The following is a 15,817-nucleotide window of genomic DNA, read 5'->3' on the forward strand; positions in this document are numbered from 1 at the left end:
AATACATTTATTATTATAACAACATTCGTATTCAAACGAAACTAAACAGCCAATCACCAATAAGCTATCGGCAATTGGCTGTATAAAAGGTGTTTTGATCCCTGTCTCAAAAACAGGGGTCAGTCCCTTCGCGGGCGCTTTTTTCTTATTCAGATTTTTCACCTTTTAAAAGGCACATAAAAATGATGATCAAAATAAAAGCAATCAAGGCCAGAAACGGAATGGTTACAAAACCGAACCAGTTAATATATTGACCCGAGCAAGGCACACCGCTTATACATGGCTTGATGCCGCTAAAGCCCGGCACTTTTTGCTCCAGATAGTGCATAATCGAAATAAAGGCGCCGATAATCGACATCGGCAGCACATATTTTTTCACGCGTGTGTCACCCTGAAAGGTGGCGATTCCTAAAATCAGAACGAGCGGATACATGAGAATACGCTGGTACCAGCACAGTTCACACGGGATGAACTTTCTGATTTCACTGAAATACAGGCTGCCCAGCATGGCAATTAGAGCGACAACCCAGGAAGTATATAAAAAAACCATTCTATTTTTCATGCGCTTACTTCCCTTTCAGCTCTTTTTCTATCGTTTCTTTAATTTCTTCATAATCCGAAAAATCACTGATCACTTTATCATTAACGTAAATTGTAGGCGTTGCTTTTATGTTCATTTTATTATTAAGAGCCGAATCCTTTTCCACTGCAGAAGCAAATGTTTCCTTATCAAGATTGTCCTTCAGCGTATCAGGGTTTACCTTTGTCGTGCTTTTTGCAATATCACCGAGAACCGCTGGCGTTACCCATTCCTGCTCTGTGTCCGGCTGCTTGTCAAACAGCTTTTCATGAAAAGCCCAGAAAGAATCAGGATCTTCTTTCCATACTTCCTCTGAGGCAAGAGCTGCTAACGTTGAGCCTTTTCCATGGAACATGACGTTCACGAAAGAAAATTTCACATCGCCCTTGTCAATAAAGTCTTTTTGGATTTTGGGGAAGATGTCGCTGTTAAACATCTTGCAAGACGGACATTTGTAATCTCCGAATTCCACTACTGTTACCGGTGCATCATCGTCGCCAAGCACAGGCTGGCCTTTGATAGACGGCTGTCCTGACACTGCTTCGTTGCCTTGCTCTGTTTTGTTATTAATGATGACAATTGCTGCTAATAAGACAACAACGACAACCGTAAGGATGACCGCGAATTTCGCAGAAGACTGCTGTTTCTTTTTCACTCCGACACCTCATCGTTTTAAAATTAAAAAAGAAGCGGATCTCCATTGACCCACTTCTTTATTTTAACAAGACAACCGTCTATAAGAAAAGCCCGAAATAGTGAATTCTGTCCGACAATTATCTCATTTTGAGGCGCATCACACGCATGGCGTTTGCAACAGCAAGAAGCGTAACACCGACATCTGAGAAAACCGCCTCCCACATGGTCGCAAATCCAAACGCTCCGAGTAAGAGGAAAATAGCCTTAACACCTAAAGCAAAGCCGATGTTTTGCCACACGATTCGCCGAGTCCGTTTGGCAATCCGAATCGCTTCCGCTATTTTCGACGGCTGATCTGTCATCAGTACAACATCCGCGGCTTCTACAGCTGCATCTGATCCGAGTCCGCCCATCGCTGCTCCGATATCCGCGCGCGCAAGCACCGGCGTGTCATTAATTCCATCACCGACAAAAATGAGCTTTTCATTCGGGAGCAGCTTCGATTCCAGTGCTTCTACCCGCTCCACTTTATCTTCCGGCAGCAGCTCCGCGTAAACCTCGTCGAGGCCGAGCTGTTTTCCGACTGTTTCTCCTGTCTGTTTTGAATCGCCCGTCAACATGACTGTCTGTTTGATACCGAGTGATTTCAAATCTGCGATTGCTTGTTTTGCGTCTTCCTTTACTTCATCTGCTATGATGATCGCCCCGGCATAGCGCTGATCAATAGCCACGTGAACAATTGTACCGGCGTTTTCATCCGGGACGCTCTTAATCTGTTCTCTTTCCATCAGCTTCTTGTTCCCCGCAAGGATTTCTTTTCCGTTCACCTTAGCGAAAATACCGTGGCCGGATATTTCCTCATATGACTCGATTTTGTCTGGAGAAAGCGGCTTACCATAGGCTTTCCGGACAGATTCTGCAATCGGGTGCTGAGAGTGAAGCTCAGCGTATGCCGCGGCTTCGAGTAAAGTCTCCTTCGAAAGGCCTTCCGCAGGTTTGATCTCTGTCACTTCAAAGCTGCCTTTTGTCAGGGTGCCTGTTTTATCAAACACAGCGTACTTGACTTGATGTAAGGCTTCTAAATAATTGCTTCCTTTCACAAGCACCCCGGCCTTCGAAGCTGCGCCGATACCGCCGAAAAAACCGAGCGGAATGGAGACTACAAGGGCGCATGGGCATGAAATGACTAAGAAAATAAGCGCGCGGTACACCCAATCAGAAAGTAAAGCGCCAGGAATAACCAGCGGCGGGACAAATGCCAGCAGGGCGGCGATAATGACGACAGCCGGTGTATAATACTTGGCAAACCTCGTGATAAAGTTTTCAGTCCGCGCTTTGCGGCTGCTCGCATTTTGAACCAAATCTAATATTTTGGATACCGCGGAATCCTGATACCCTTTTGTTACTTCGATATGCAGAACGCCGTTTTGATTGATAAAGCCGGACATGACTTCTTGTCCTTCTGCCGCTTTTCTTGGAACAGATTCTCCTGTCAGCGCTGATGTATCAACCATCGCCGATCCCTGCACAACCTTTCCGTCCAGCGGTATGTTTTCTCCCGGGTTGACGACAATGATATCTCCTGTCTGCACGTCCTCCGGAGAAACGGTCTTGATGCCGTCTCCTATTTTCATATTAGCGTAATCCGGCCTGATATCCATTAATGCACTGATCGATTTTCTTGAACGGCTGACCGCGGCTCCTTGAAACAGCTCTCCGATTTGATAAAACAGCATCACAGCAACGCCTTCCGGGTATTGCTGAATCAAAAAAGCGCCGATTGTAGCAAGAGCCATTAAAAAATGTTCATCAAACACTTGTCCGCGGCTGATATTTTTGACCGCTCGAACGACAATGTCCCCTCCGATTATCAAGTAGGCGGCGAAGAATAATAAAAATTCCAGCATTGGGCCGGCATGAATCAAATATGCCGCCGCTCCGAGAAGGACCGCTGCTGCCATTCTGATCAGCATATTGATCATTCTTTTTCGATAACCGTCATCTGCTGATTTCTTTTTATGTTTTGGACGAACCGTTACATGAGGATCAATTGATTTTACTTTTTTCTCGACCTTATTGGTGACCCATTGTTCTTCTTTGCCATCGGCTGAGACAGTCAGTGTGCTTGCTGCAAAGTTAACCGCACATCCGTCAACGCCTTTGATGCATTTGATGCCATTTTCGATTTTTTGTGCGCAGTTGCTGCAATCCAAACCGTCCAGAACATATTCCCGCTTCACTTGTTTCATTTGTCTCACCTTACCTTCCGATTTAGGATTCCCTCATCAAAGCATATGAATGAGTGTGAGTATCAAAATTACATATATGAGCATATACTCATATAATGGTTACATCTATTATATGGTGTTTTCCAAGAAATTGTCAATGAAAAATAAAAACCGGCAAATCGCCGGTTTTATTTTACTTTTTGCAGACGCAGCGCATTTAGAACAACAGATACAGAGCTAAAAGCCATTGCCGCTCCCGCTATCCATGGCGCTAAAAATCCAAGGGCCGCGACCGGAATGCCGAGACTGTTATAGCCAAGTGCCCAGAATAAGTTTTGTTTAATGTTTTTCATGGTAAGTCTGCTCATACGGATGGCGTCCGCAATACTGTTCAGATCACCGCGAATGAGCGTAATGTCCGCTGTTTCCATCGCGATGTCGGTGCCTGTTCCAATTGCCATGCCGATATCCGCTGTGGCAAGCGCGGGTGCATCGTTGATTCCATCACCGACCATTGCCGTCTGCCGCCCTTCTTTTTGCAGGCGGGAGATTTCAGCGGCCTTTTGCTCAGGAAGGACCTCAGCAATGACGCTGTCAATTCCAGCTTCCTTCGCTATCGCTTCTGCCGTTCTGCGATTGTCCCCGGTCATCATGATGACATCCAGATCCATTTCTTTCAGACGGGTGACTGCCTCCCGCGACGTGTCTTTTATCGTGTCGGCAACCGCTACAAGTCCCGCTGCTGCTCCATCAATGGACACGAGCATCACCGTTTTTCCTTCTCCTTCAAGCTCCTCCATTCGAGAAAGAAGAGCCGCATGCTCAATCCGTTCGCTTTCCATTAACCGTCTTGTGCCGACGAGTATCGCTTTGCCTCCGGCTTCGGCTGAAATACCTGCGCCTACTTTCGCTTCAAAATGGGTCAGCTTCGGTATCTCCAGCCCTTTATCTTTCACACCGGCAACGATCGCTTCACCGAGAGGGTGTTCCGAGCCCGTCTCAGCTGCTGCAGCGAACCGGAGCAGCTCTGTTTCTTCAAAGCCATCGGCCAAAATGACATCAGTCAGCTTCGGCTTTCCGTTAGTCACTGTTCCGGTTTTATCGAGAACAATGGTATCAAGGCGATGTGTTTTTTCTAAATGCTCTCCGCCTTTAAAAAGAATGCCGAATTCAGCCGCCCGTCCGGATCCTGCCATAATGCTTGTCGGGGTGGCAAGGCCCAGTGCACATGGACAGGCGATGACGAGAACCGCAATAAACTTGCTGATCGCTTCAGCAAAATCACCTGGAGACGCCCAAAGATACCAAATAAGGAACGTGAGAACGGCGATACCCAATACAATCGGCACAAAAATGCCTGAGATCTGGTCGGCGAGACGCTGGATCGGCGCTTTTGATCCTTGTGCTTCCTCCACAATTTTGATGATATGAGAAAGCGCTGTTTCTTTCCCGACGTTCACAGCCTTGATTTTCAGAAAACCGTTTGAGTTCACAGTCGCTCCTGTCACACTGTCACCGGGAGATTTGTCAACGGGAAGACTTTCTCCTGTGATCATGGATTCATCTACAGCCGAGCGGCCTTCCAGCACCTCTCCATCGACAGGAATTCGTTCGCCTGGTTTGACATGAACAATATCACCAACAGCCACTTCATCTATCGGGATGATTTGCTCCTGTCCGTCTCTTACGACCGCCGCTGTTTTGGCTTGCAGCTTCATGAGCTTTTTAATGGCATCTGATGAGCGCCCTTTCGCCTTCGTTTCAAACAGCTTTCCTAACAAAATGAGCGTCAGCAAAATCGCGCTAGTTTCATAGTAAAGGCCGTCAGTATGCCCATGGGAACCGAGGCTTTGAATCGTAAGATAAAGACTGTAAGCATAAGCAGCCGTTGTTCCGAGTGCAACCAATACATCCATATTGGCGCTTTTATTTCTAAGCGCCTTATATGCGCCGACGTAAAACGGCCAGCCGATCAAAAACTGCACCGGAGTCGCAAGGGCAAATTGCATCCACGGATTGAGGAATAAATCCGGCACCCAAATGAACGAAGTAAATGTAAAATGGCTCACCATTGCCCACAGCAAAGGAAATGACAGAATAGCTGAAAAGATCAGTCTCGCTGTTTGCTGCCGTTCTTCTTTCTTTTTAGAAGCAGCGGCTTCGCTATCCTCATCGCCTTTCAGCTTAAGTTTATATCCGAGCTTATCAACGGCTTCTTTAAAATCGCTGACAGCCGCTTCTTTTGGGTTGTATTCAACTGTCACAGTTTCTAAAGCAAAGTTCACCGGAGCATTTGTAACGCCTTCTAATTTATTAAGCCGTTTTTCAATTCGATTGGCGCATGCCGCACAGGTCATGCCCTCAATATCAAACTCAGCTTTTTCCGTTACGACGTGATAGCCCAGTCTTTCTATTTTTTCTTGGATTTTTTCTGTTCCTGTTTCAGCAGGGTCATAGGTGACATTTGACGTTTCCGTCGCCAGATTCACATTGGCGTCTGTGACACCAGGCATCCGTTTCAAGCCTTTTTCAATTCTGGCGGCACACGCCGCACAAGTCATACCAGATACCTGCATCGCAATTTCCTTTTGCTCACTCAATACACTCACTCCTTTATATACACCCGGGGGGTATATAAAAATGAAAGAAATATCGCACCTTCATCAAGGTGCGATACCGTGAATCAGTTGGCTACATCATAGCCTTGGTCTTCTATCGCATCCGTAATGTCTTTGACTGACACTTTGCCGGCATCAAACGTGACATCAACTTTCCCTGCTTCAAGATGAACGCGAACAGCGCTAACGCCGTCCAGCTCTCCCACACTCGTTTCAACTGCTTTGACGCAGTGCTGACAAGACATGCCTTCAACTTGTAATGTTTTTTGTTCCATATCAATACCTCCTGTTTGTTTTGTCTGTTTTCATCCTACCATACCCCCGTAGGGTATTACAATGATGAAAGCATCATTATTTCGTTAATTTTTTAAATACGTCTAATAGCTCGGAAATGGCTTGGTCTCCGTCTCCGCTTTTGATGGCGTCTGCTACGCAATGATGGGCGTGATCTTCAAGCAAGTGGAGAGCCACTTTTTGCATCGCCGCCTGAACAGCTGAAATCTGCACAAGAATGTCAACACAATATCGATCGTTTTCCACCATATTTTGAATGCCTCTGACTTGGCCTTCAATCCGTTTCAATCGATTTGTAATTTGATCCTTTTCTTTCGAGCTTTTATGGTTTAATGCTTTATGTTCATTATGCTTCTCCATGCGCACACCTCTGTTTCATATATTAATTCCCATTATACTGATTGTCCAAACCGTTGTCTAAGCTTGCGGCGGCAAAAAAATTCACTATGCAGGTTTTACCATTTGAAGAAAAGGGTATATACCTTTATCAAAGCACTTTTAAAAGGGGAGAAGAAAAGTGGATACGATACAGGTAGGGATATTAGGGTATGGACTGTCAGGCTCCGTCTTTCACGCGCCGCTGCTTGCCGTTCTGAATGAGTATCATATCAGTAAGGTGATGACGTCGCGAACGGAAGAGGTGAAGCGTGATTTCCCTGATGCCGAAGTAGTGCATGAGCTTGAGGAGATGACAAATGACCCGGCAATTGAGCTTGTCATCGTCACCACTCCGAGCGGCCTCCACTACGAGCACGCATTGGCATGCATTCAGGCGGGCAAACATGTCGTCATCGAAAAACCGATGACAGCCACTGCTGAAGAAGGGGAAAAATTAAAAAAAGCGGCCGACGAACGAGGCGTCTTGTTAAGCGTATACCATAACAGACGATGGGATAATGACTTTTTAACAATTAAAAAACTGATTGATGACGGGTCTCTAGAAGATATCAATACATATCAAGTCTCCTATGACCGATACAAACCAGAGGTTCAAGCAAGATGGCGGGAAAAAGAAGGGGCTGCCACCGGTACGCTGTATGATCTCGGCTCCCATATCATAGACCAGGCACTGCATTTATTCGGAATGCCTAAAGCTGTAACCGCAAAAGTCATGGCTCAAAGAGAACATGCTGAAACCGTTGATTACTTTCATCTGACAATGGATTACGGTAAGCTTCAAGCCATTCTATACGGCGGATCAATCGCCGCTGCAAACGGCCCGCGTTATCAAATTCACGCACAGCATTCAAGTTTTATCAAATACGGGATCGACGGACAGGAAGATGCCCTCAGAGCCGGAAAAAAACCGGAGAATGACAGCTGGGGTGCGGATGATCCCGAATCATACGGTCAGCTGACAACAGTTAATGGCGAAAACAAAAAAACTGAAACCATTCCATCAGTTAACGGCTCTTACCTTACCTATTACCGCAAAATAGCGGACAGCATACGCAAAGGCGCGCCGCTCCCTGTCACAGCTGAAGAGGGAATTGATGTCATCCGGATTATTGAAGCGGCTGTGAAAAGCAGTGAAGAGAAACGGACCATTTCGTTAGAACAATAAATAAAGCCTCCCTTTATACGGGGAGGCTTTTTTCATTAGAATGTTTTTCCTGCTTCTTTTGCGCGGGCAATTGCATCTTCTTTGATTTGCTGTGCTTTGTCAGGCTCTGCATTATGGCCCTCTACGAAAATGCCATCGAAGGATGGAACGCCGAAGAAGTTCATCATAATGCCGATGTAGCGGTGGCCCATTTCCATTTCAGCCGCAGGGCCTTCTGAATAATAGCCGCCGCGCGCTTGAATGTGAATCGCTTTTTTATCAGTTAACAAGCCGACTGGACCTTGTTCAGTGTATTTAAAAGACTTTCCTGCTACTGCAACTGAATCAAGGTATGCTTTCATCACTGGCGGGAATGAGAAGTTCCATAGTGGCGTGACGAACACATATTTATCAGCAGATGCAAATTGATCGCTAAGCTCTCCTAAACGGCCCACTTTCGCTTTTTCGTTTTCAGAAAGTTCATCGCCGGACTGGAGCTTGCCCCAGCCGCTGAATACATCAGCATCAATGTGAGGAATGTTTTCTTTGTACAAGTCGATATGTACAACTTCATCATTTGGATTTGCTTCTTTGTATGATTCGATAAACGCTTTACCTGTTGCCATGCTGTAAGAAGTCGCTTCATCATGCGGGTGAGCAGTGATATACAATACTTTTGCCATTTTTACCAGCCCTTTCAATTTTAAAATTACACATCCGTTATTATCATTCAGACGCGTCATGATTATTCTATATCTCTTAATCCTTATTATAGGTGCAATAAAAATTGCTTTCAAGTAAAATATCTCGAATTAAAGATTTTTTTAAACCCGTACGAACTGCTTACTTTTCATAAGCTGTTCGCAAACCTGTATACAATGTGTAGAGTTCCCCGCTGATTCGCGGATAATACGGAATACGCGGCACTTCTATCACAGCCGGCGGCATTTTCATCAATACTGATTGCTCAGCCTGTTCAAAAAACGCTCTCAAATGGTTTATTTCTTGTTCAGAAACCGGAGAGGGCGGGCGGTGATAGGCTTGGGCGGAGAGCAAATAATAACCTAAGTGCTGGACTCCAGAGATCGCCGGCCACAGCGTATCCGCTTTCGCTTTTGGAAAATCTCCTAGTGCTTTATCATATGCATCCCGCAGCCTGACTAAGCTCACTCTTAGCTGATGTCCGTCTATTTGCTGTCCTGCTAACAGCCTCTCCATAAACTGTCCTTCCAGCCGGATCACTTCCCTCATGTGTTCAGGCAGGCGTTTTGCTGAAAAACGTCTCCACAAAAGGATCGTTCCCAATAGCCCAATTGTGCTGCCGACAGCGACATCGGTCAGCCTCGCCGTTATAAAATAACCGGTCCCTAAGCCGCCATGCATGCTTTCTGTGATGACAAGCGCATTTGCGGTCAGAAAAGGATCCCCCACACAACAGACAAAGGAGAAACAGTTAATTGCTGATGTTTCCATTCGTCAGCAGCAAAAAAGTGCCTCCTAAAGCCAACAAAAGCCCCAAAAAATCGAAAAACTGAAATGAATTCTTTCGGGTAAGAAGCAAATACAGCATAATCAGAACAGGCGCTAAGTATTGGAGCAGCGTGGCCACCGCTGCGTTCCCGTTGCCGATTGAAGCTAAAAATGTATACTGAACACCCAGCATGCCGGCAATCCCGAAAACAATAAGCTGGACAGCCGCTTTTTTATCTTTCCATATGCCCCAAACTGCCCTCCTGTTTTTACTGGCGGACACAATAATCAGCACCAACAGGCCTGATAACAGTAAACGCACCGTTACAAGCCACTCCACCGATACATCACTCGTTTCAAATAAATGCTGGGCAACTGTTCCCGATAATCCCCAAAAAGCGGCTCCGACAATCACCATAAAAAAGCCGTACAACCGTTGTTTCTGAGTCGCCAACGTATACTCTCCTGACATGTAATATGCAATATATTACATATTGTATCGTTAAATTTTCTGAAAACAAGGTGTTTTCGAAAAATAAAAGCAGTGCTACTCGCACTGCTTAGATAAAAGTCTGTGAATAAAAAATAAAGGATAAATCAACAGGTATCCATTAAACAGCCACCATGCAAGATCAAAATCCCCGCTAAATGTCCAGAATGATAAAGCCTGAAGGCCTGAACAGAAGGTCAGCACAAGAGAAATCAGCGCCATCTGCCTCCATATTGCTCTTTTGACGCGCTGCAAATACAAGCTGTACAAACCAGTCATGGAGATTAAAATATCCAAGGGAAAAAAGGACCAATTCCAAGCGATCATAAACGGATCTTGATAATGTTTAAAGGCCCAGCTTTCCGGCATTAATGAAAAGCCGGCAGACAGCCAGTACAATATAAAACCGATATCAGTCACGAGAAAGAACAGTTTCATCACTCTCATGTTACTGCTCACTTTTATGTACCGTTTGAGGCTCCGCCCCTTGATCGATCAGGTTTAAAGAAACAACACCGGCAATAATCAGCCCGATTGAAATCAGTTTCATGACACTTATATTCTCTTGAAAATACAAAAACCCAACAATTGTGATCAGGACAATGCCCATCCCCGAGCAGACAGCTTAAGCAATAGATACATCGATAGATTTGAGCGTAAGCGTCAGAAAGAAAAGACTCCCGCCATAAAAAAACATCAATAGCACACTCGGCAGAAGCCTTGTAAAACCCGATGAAAGCTTCATACTGACGTTCCGGCAACTTCAAATAAAATGGCCAAACATAAAAACATCCACTGCACGCGCCACCAGCCTCCTCATTTTTCTGTTATGCCGTTACATAATACATCTACAATTGATTCAAGAACCTCTCCTGTTGTGTACTGATGTTTAAGCGGATAATCAGGATCGTACACTTGGTTGATGCTCCCTATATACATTTGAACCAATAAATCTATATTGATGTTTCTGATCTTCTTTTGCTCCTTGCATTCGTTTAACAAATCGATAACAACTGACCATTCCTCCTTCATAAAGATGTCTAATGTGAGCCACGCGTCGTAATGGGATTTCTTCAGCTCTTGTAATAACCCCATGTTCAGCAGTTCCATTTCCTGTGGAAGACCGATCAGCAATTGCTTCACCTTTTCAAGCGCATCTAGGGTCTCATCTTCATAGATGCTTTTTTCCATTTGCTTCATCTCTGAGATGAACTGCTCCACGACGGCCTCCGCAAGCTGATCTTTCGACGAATAATGCGCATAAAGCGTCCGCTTGCTTGTTCCAAGCGCTGCCGCCAGATCGTTCATTGTAAATGAAAAACCTTTCTGTCTGATCAGCCGAATGGTTTCCGCCAATATTCTTTTCTCCAAATCAACCACCTCGCTTTTGGTACTATCAAAACTATTTCGGTACCAATATTATACGACAGCAGGTTCTGGAAATCAATATAATAAAAAAACCTCATCCCAGAGGGAGAGGTTTTCTAAAAGACGCTGCGGACCAAGCCGCCGTCCGCCCGCAGTGCCGCGCCATTAATTGCGGAAGACAGCGGACTGCTTAGGAATGTAACAAAATGGGCAATTTCTCCCGGCCGAATCAGCCTTTGGATAATTGAAGTCGGACGGTTTTCCTTCATAAAACGGGTCTCGGCTTCTTGAACAGTCAGGTTTTCACCAGGATACAGAGAGTTCAGCATTGTTTCCACTCCCTCTGTTAAGGTTGAACCCGGCATGACTGTATTTACCGTTACATTTGTGCCGGTTGCCAGCTCAGCCAAGCTGCGGGAAATGGAAAGCTGCATCGTTTTCGTCGCGCTGTAATGGGCCATTTCCTGTGAAGGCATGATTGCCGCTTCACTGGCAATAAAAATCACCCGGCCTTCTTTTTTCTCTATCATCTTGTGTAAATACTTGCGTGTGAGCCTCACACCGCTCATAATATTCACTTCAAAAAATCGGAACCACTCCTCATCAGGAATATCAAAATACTCCGCCGGTTCAAAAATCCCTAAATTATTGACCAAAATATCAACCTGCGGATATGCCTGAAACAGGTCATTGCAGCCTTCATCGGTTCCAAGGTCGAATGCGGCCGGATGAAACACAGCCTCTGCATGCTGTTTTTTCAAATCGTCTATCGTCTGATTCACTTTTTCTTCCCGGCGTCCGTTAATGATAACCGCCGCGCCTTCTTCCGCTAACGAAGCGGCAATCGCTTTGCCGATCCCCGACGTTGAGCCAGTCACCAGTGCGGTTTTTCCATGTAAATTCAGCTTCATTCATTCATCCCTCCGTTTTTGTTTCCTCTTATTTATTAACAGAAATGTGATTGGTGAAACATCTGCTGTAAATCAGTATGAAACAGCTGGGATTGAAATGGAAGTACGCACTTTTTGGTGCCTGTTATACGAAAAAAATAAAGCAGAACCTGTAAAAGGTTCTGCTTTATTTGCATTATGTATGGAGACGGTGGGAGTCGAACCCACGTCCAGAAACATCGATTACTTAAGCGTCTACGAGCGTAGCCTGCATACTTATGTTTTCACTCATCTTCTTGCCTGCTGGCGGGCCTTCCGAGAGCTAGTCTGTTTGTCTCTTCTTACGTTCTCAGACAGGAACGCAAGCGTAGCCTACTTGGATGTGCTCTTCACAGACACATAGGCAATGTCAGGAAGAGCTCGCTGCGCTTATTAGGCAGCTAATGCTACGTTTTGGTTAAAACTGTTAGTTTTGCCAGTTATATTTATGTGCGTGTTTACGAGATCGCCTCTCGGCTCGCAGCTCAAGCTCGATCCATCCCTGTCGAATCCGTAACGTCCCCTTGTTATAAGGGAAATACGGGAGAAATATCAAGCTCTCACTCAAACTGGCTACATTCCTATTATAACATGATCACGGCTTATTTCAATTGACAAATCCTTCAAGAAAAGACCGTGTCATCTCGTCGTGAAATCAGTATAGCACAGGCTGGATTTCAGTATCAAGCGTTATGCTTTTAGAACCCTTTTTGACTGTCTCTGAACGCTCTTTCAATTTCACGCTTCGCATCCTTGCGCTTCAGATCTTCACGTTTGTCATAGTTTTTCTTCCCTTTACCCAGACCGAGAAGAACTTTGGCAAAGCCGTTCTTCAAATATAGCTTGAGCGGAACGAGTGAATAACCTTTTTCCTTTGTTAAGCCGATCAGCTTATTAATTTCCTTACGGTGCATTAACAGCTTTCTCGTCCGGAGCGGATCGTGGTTATAGCGGTTTCCCTGCTCATACGGGCTGACGTGCATATTGTGGAGAAATACTTCTCCCCGTTCAATTTTGGCGAAGGAATCCTTAAGGTTCACGCGGCCGGCGCGAATTGCTTTGATTTCTGTTCCTTGCAATACAATGCCTGTTTCATATGTTTCTTCTATAAAATAATCGTGATTGGCTTTTTTGTTTTGAGATAATACTTTTCCTGACCCTTTCGGCATGCCAGAACCTCCTCTCACTAAGGAAAACTGTCCACCTTTGCGATACGCTCTATTTTACCAAATGTCACGCATGGCGACAATGAAAAGCTGTTTCCGAAAGAAAGCAAATAGAGCACTGCGGCCCTATTTGCTGGTTGAGCTGCTATTTCTTCTTTTTCCGTTTCTGCTTCGGTGCGTTTTGAAAGCCTCGTTTTTTCTTTTTCTTCTTCGGCTTTGTGAACCACTCTCCATTTTCCTCGGAAGGAGCAGGAGATACAGGCGTATTTGTGCTTAACACGCGTTTTCTGGCAGGTTTTCCGCGTTTTCGGCTGCGGCTGTCCATTTCTCTCGGACGGCGCGGGGTGCCTTTCATACCGACGATCTCGAAGTCGATATTGCGCTCGTCTTTATTGACGTCAACGACTTTGACTGTAATTTCATCCCCGATACGGAACACATTCCCCGTCCGTTCGCCGATCATCGCAAAATGCTGCTCATCAAAGCGATAATAGTCATCCGTCATAAAACTGACGTGGACGAGTCCTTCAATTGTATTCGGCAGCTCGACAAACATCCCGAAGTTTGTCACAGAGCTGATCATGCCGTCAAATTCTTCACCAATTTTATCAAGCATATATTCCGCTTTTTTCAAATCATCTGTTTCACGCTCTGCGTCAACTGCACGGCGTTCCATTGATGAAGTATGTTCAGCGATATCCGGAAGTCGTTCAGCCCACTTCTCCTGTGTCGCTTCATCGACTTTGCCGTTGATTAAGTACGTTCTGATCAAACGGTGAACGATCAAATCCGGATAACGGCGGATCGGCGATGTGAAATGAGTATAGAATTCCGTTGACAGGCCAAAGTGCCCCAAGCTTTGCGGATCATATTTCGCCTGTTTCATGGAACGAAGCATGACAGTAGATATCACTGTTTCCTCCGGTCTGTCACGAACAGCGTCAAGAATGCTTTGCAGCGCGCGCGGATGAATATTTCCCGCCGTACCTTTTACAACATAGCCAAATGTCGTCACAAACTCTAAAAACTTTTGCAGTTTTTCAGCATTGGGCTCTTCATGTATCCGGTAAATAAACGGAACGTTCATCCAATGGAAATGCTCTGCAACAGTTTCGTTCGCAACAAGCATAAATTCTTCAATCAGTTTTTCGGCGACAGAGCGTTCTCTGATCACAACGTCCTTGACCGCGCCTTCATCATCAACAAGCACCTTTGCTTCTTTGAAGTCAAAATCAACGGCGCCGCGGTTCATCCGCTTTTCGCGAAGAATTTCTGCCAGTCGCTCCATGTCTTTGAACATCGGCACAAGCGGTTCGTATTTTTGTTTTAATTCTTCATCATCATCAACAAGAATTTGATTCACATCGGAATATGTCATTCTTTCCGTTGTTTTGATGACGCTTTGGAAGATTTCGTGCTCTGTGACTTCACCCTGGCTGTTGATGGTCATTTCACAAGAAAGTGTCAGGCGGTCAACCTTCGGATTTAATGAACAAATTCCATTTGACAGTCTGTGCGGAATCATCGGAATCACACGGTCAACCAAATACACACTCGTTCCTCTTTCCATCGCTTCTTTGTCAATCGGCGAATTTTCAGTCACGTAATGGCTGACGTCGGCAATATGAACGCCAAGCTTATAGCTGCCGTCATCCAGCTTTGTCACTGTAACCGCGTCATCCAGGTCCTTCGCGTCTGCTCCATCAATGGTAACAATGACCTGATCACGGAGATCACGGCGGTCTTTCAGATCTTTTGCATCAATCGTATCAGGCGTGCTTGTCGCTTGTTCCATTGCGTCGGCAGGGAATTCTCCCGGCAGGCCGTGCTTATGGATGACCGATAAAATATCAATGCCCGGATCATTTTTATGGCCGAGAATGGATTCAATCTCACCCTCTGCGTTCATGCGGCCTTCGGGGTAGCTGGTCAGCTTAACAACAACCTTATGTCCTTCAGCCGCTCCGTTTTTCCCGCTATTAGGAATGAAAATATCGCTTGTGATTTTTTTGTCATCCGGAATCACAAAACCGAAGTTTTTTGTTTCTGTATACGTTCCGACAACACGCTGAATCGCCCTTTCTAAAATGCGTATGACGGTGCCCTCTTGTCTGGAGCCACTTGACTGCGAATTCAGGCGTACCATTACGATATCGCCGTTCATAGCTGTATTTAGCTCATTAGGCGGAATAAACACATCGCTTAACGATGTATCCTCAGGCAGCAAAAAGGCAAATCCCTTCGGATGCGCTGAAAGCTTTCCTTTAATTAAATTCATTTTTTCCGGAATGCCATAACGGTCGCTTCTCGTCCGCACGATAAGCCCTTTTTCTTCCAGCGCAACCAGTGCTTTGACGAGCTCTTTAAATTCCTCGGCTTCCGTAATCTGTAACATCTCCTCAAGTTCCTGAACAGTCAGAGGCTTATATGCCTCTTCCTTCATAAACGAGAGAAGCTTATCCATAAATGCTTCTTTTTCCATCATCCGACCTCCT

15 protein-coding genes, 1 other RNA gene and 2 pseudogenes are annotated in these 15,817 nt (G+C 45.4%); 2 read left to right on the plus strand and 16 right to left on the minus strand.

Annotated elements, in window-relative coordinates; genetic code table 11:
• On the plus strand, positions 1 to 86 hold an 86-nt coding region (locus tag LJF29_RS14590; RefSeq protein WP_134980913.1), incomplete at its 5' end, for an IS3 family transposase.
• A gap of 59 nt (positions 87 to 145) precedes the next feature.
• Here the strand turns inward: LJF29_RS14590 and LJF29_RS14595 are convergent.
• The 6 genes from LJF29_RS14595 to csoR form a co-directional block, all read right to left on the minus strand.
• The gene (locus LJF29_RS14595) at positions 146 to 562 is read right to left on the minus strand and encodes a disulfide oxidoreductase (RefSeq protein WP_229149216.1); all 417 of its coding nucleotides are present in this window, start codon (positions 560 to 562) and stop codon (positions 146 to 148) included.
• Between the two features lie 4 nt (positions 563 to 566).
• Positions 567 to 1,235, minus strand: coding sequence for a DsbA family protein (locus tag LJF29_RS14600; protein ID WP_229149217.1), 669 nt, complete (start codon positions 1,233 to 1,235; stop codon positions 567 to 569).
• Positions 1,236 to 1,353: 118 nt separating this feature from the next.
• A complete protein-coding gene (locus tag LJF29_RS14605) occupies positions 1,354 to 3,465 on the minus strand; it encodes a heavy metal translocating P-type ATPase (protein WP_229149218.1) in 2,112 nt (703 codons plus the stop codon).
• A 167-nt stretch (positions 3,466 to 3,632) separates the two neighbouring features.
• Complete coding sequence (copA, locus tag LJF29_RS14610; protein WP_229149219.1) at positions 3,633 to 6,044, minus strand: copper-exporting P-type ATPase CopA; 2,412 nt, start codon at positions 6,042 to 6,044, stop codon at positions 3,633 to 3,635.
• A gap of 83 nt (positions 6,045 to 6,127) precedes the next feature.
• Positions 6,128 to 6,337, minus strand: a complete 210-nt coding sequence (gene copZ, locus LJF29_RS14615; RefSeq protein ID WP_229149220.1) for a copper chaperone CopZ — start codon at positions 6,335 to 6,337, stop codon at positions 6,128 to 6,130.
• 76 nt (positions 6,338 to 6,413) lie between these two features.
• A complete protein-coding gene (gene csoR, locus LJF29_RS14620; protein ID WP_010331880.1) occupies positions 6,414 to 6,716 on the minus strand; it encodes a copper-sensing transcriptional repressor CsoR in 303 nt (100 codons plus the stop codon).
• A gap of 157 nt (positions 6,717 to 6,873) precedes the next feature.
• Between csoR and LJF29_RS14625 the strand changes: the two genes are divergently transcribed.
• Positions 6,874 to 7,920 (plus strand): oxidoreductase, encoded by a 1,047-nt coding sequence (locus LJF29_RS14625; RefSeq protein WP_229149221.1) that lies wholly within the window; start codon positions 6,874 to 6,876, stop codon positions 7,918 to 7,920.
• Between the two features lie 35 nt (positions 7,921 to 7,955).
• Here the strand turns inward: LJF29_RS14625 and azoRB are convergent, their stop codons facing one another.
• The 10 genes and pseudogenes from azoRB to rnr all read right to left on the minus strand — a co-directional run bounded on the left by azoRB (position 7,956) and on the right by rnr (position 15,804).
• Positions 7,956 to 8,582 carry an FMN-dependent NADH-azoreductase AzoRB gene (gene azoRB, locus LJF29_RS14630; RefSeq protein WP_168748747.1) on the minus strand — a complete coding sequence of 209 codons (627 nt, stop codon included), beginning with the start codon at positions 8,580 to 8,582 and terminating at the stop codon, positions 7,956 to 7,958.
• A gap of 160 nt (positions 8,583 to 8,742) precedes the next feature.
• Positions 8,743 to 9,321 (minus strand): annotated as a pseudogene (locus tag LJF29_RS14635) (FUSC family protein); the annotation flags it as partial.
• A gap of 31 nt (positions 9,322 to 9,352) precedes the next feature.
• On the minus strand, positions 9,353 to 9,823 hold the full coding sequence (locus LJF29_RS14640) for an EamA family transporter (RefSeq protein WP_229149222.1): 471 nt from the start codon (positions 9,821 to 9,823) through the stop codon (positions 9,353 to 9,355).
• Positions 9,824 to 9,916: 93 nt separating this feature from the next.
• Positions 9,917 to 10,306, minus strand: a complete 390-nt coding sequence (locus LJF29_RS14645; protein ID WP_168748751.1) for a YvaD family protein — start codon at positions 10,304 to 10,306, stop codon at positions 9,917 to 9,919.
• 1 nt (position 10,307) lies between these two features.
• A pseudogene (locus tag LJF29_RS14650) lies at positions 10,308 to 10,660 on the minus strand (DMT family transporter).
• Positions 10,661 to 10,675: 15 nt separating this feature from the next.
• A complete protein-coding gene (locus LJF29_RS14655) occupies positions 10,676 to 11,230 on the minus strand; it encodes a TetR/AcrR family transcriptional regulator (RefSeq protein ID WP_229149223.1) in 555 nt (184 codons plus the stop codon).
• A gap of 113 nt (positions 11,231 to 11,343) precedes the next feature.
• Complete coding sequence (locus tag LJF29_RS14660) at positions 11,344 to 12,138, minus strand: SDR family NAD(P)-dependent oxidoreductase (RefSeq protein WP_229149224.1); 795 nt, start codon at positions 12,136 to 12,138, stop codon at positions 11,344 to 11,346.
• Positions 12,139 to 12,317: 179 nt separating this feature from the next.
• Positions 12,318 to 12,680: a transfer-messenger RNA gene (gene ssrA / locus LJF29_RS14665) on the minus strand.
• Between the two features lie 174 nt (positions 12,681 to 12,854).
• The gene (smpB, locus tag LJF29_RS14670; protein WP_010331890.1) at positions 12,855 to 13,325 is read right to left on the minus strand and encodes an SsrA-binding protein; all 471 of its coding nucleotides are present in this window, start codon (positions 13,323 to 13,325) and stop codon (positions 12,855 to 12,857) included.
• A 142-nt stretch (positions 13,326 to 13,467) separates the two neighbouring features.
• Positions 13,468 to 15,804, minus strand: coding sequence for a ribonuclease R (gene rnr, locus LJF29_RS14675; RefSeq protein WP_229149225.1), 2,337 nt, complete (start codon positions 15,802 to 15,804; stop codon positions 13,468 to 13,470).
• Between the last annotated feature and the right edge of the window lie 13 nt (positions 15,805 to 15,817).

It is taken from the genome of Bacillus sp. LBG-1-113 (assembly GCF_020708615.1).
GTDB lineage: Bacteria > Bacillota > Bacilli > Bacillales > Bacillaceae > Bacillus > Bacillus mojavensis.

Bases quoted from the DNA above. Each gene is read 5' to 3' on its own strand.
- LJF29_RS14595 (WP_229149216.1), bottom strand. From the start codon at position 562: ATGAAAAATAGAATGGTTTTTTTATATACTTCCTGGGTTGTCGCTCTA.
- LJF29_RS14605 (WP_229149218.1), bottom strand. From the start codon at position 3,465: ATGAAACAAGTGAAGCGGGAATATGTTCTGGACGGTTTGGATTGCAGC.
- copZ (WP_229149220.1), bottom strand. From the start codon at position 6,337: ATGGAACAAAAAACATTACAAGTTGAAGGCATGTCTTGTCAGCACTGC.
- csoR (WP_010331880.1), bottom strand. From the start codon at position 6,716: ATGGAGAAGCATAATGAACATAAAGCATTAAACCATAAAAGCTCGAAA.
- azoRB (WP_168748747.1), bottom strand. From the start codon at position 8,582: ATGGCAAAAGTATTGTATATCACTGCTCACCCGCATGATGAAGCGACT.
- LJF29_RS14645 (WP_168748751.1), bottom strand. From the start codon at position 10,306: ATGAGAGTGATGAAACTGTTCTTTCTCGTGACTGATATCGGTTTTATA.
- LJF29_RS14660 (WP_229149224.1), bottom strand. From the start codon at position 12,138: ATGAAGCTGAATTTACATGGAAAAACCGCACTGGTGACTGGCTCAACG.
- smpB (WP_010331890.1), bottom strand. From the start codon at position 13,325: ATGCCGAAAGGGTCAGGAAAAGTATTATCTCAAAACAAAAAAGCCAAT.
- rnr (WP_229149225.1), bottom strand. From the start codon at position 15,804: ATGGAAAAAGAAGCATTTATGGATAAGCTTCTCTCGTTTATGAAGGAA.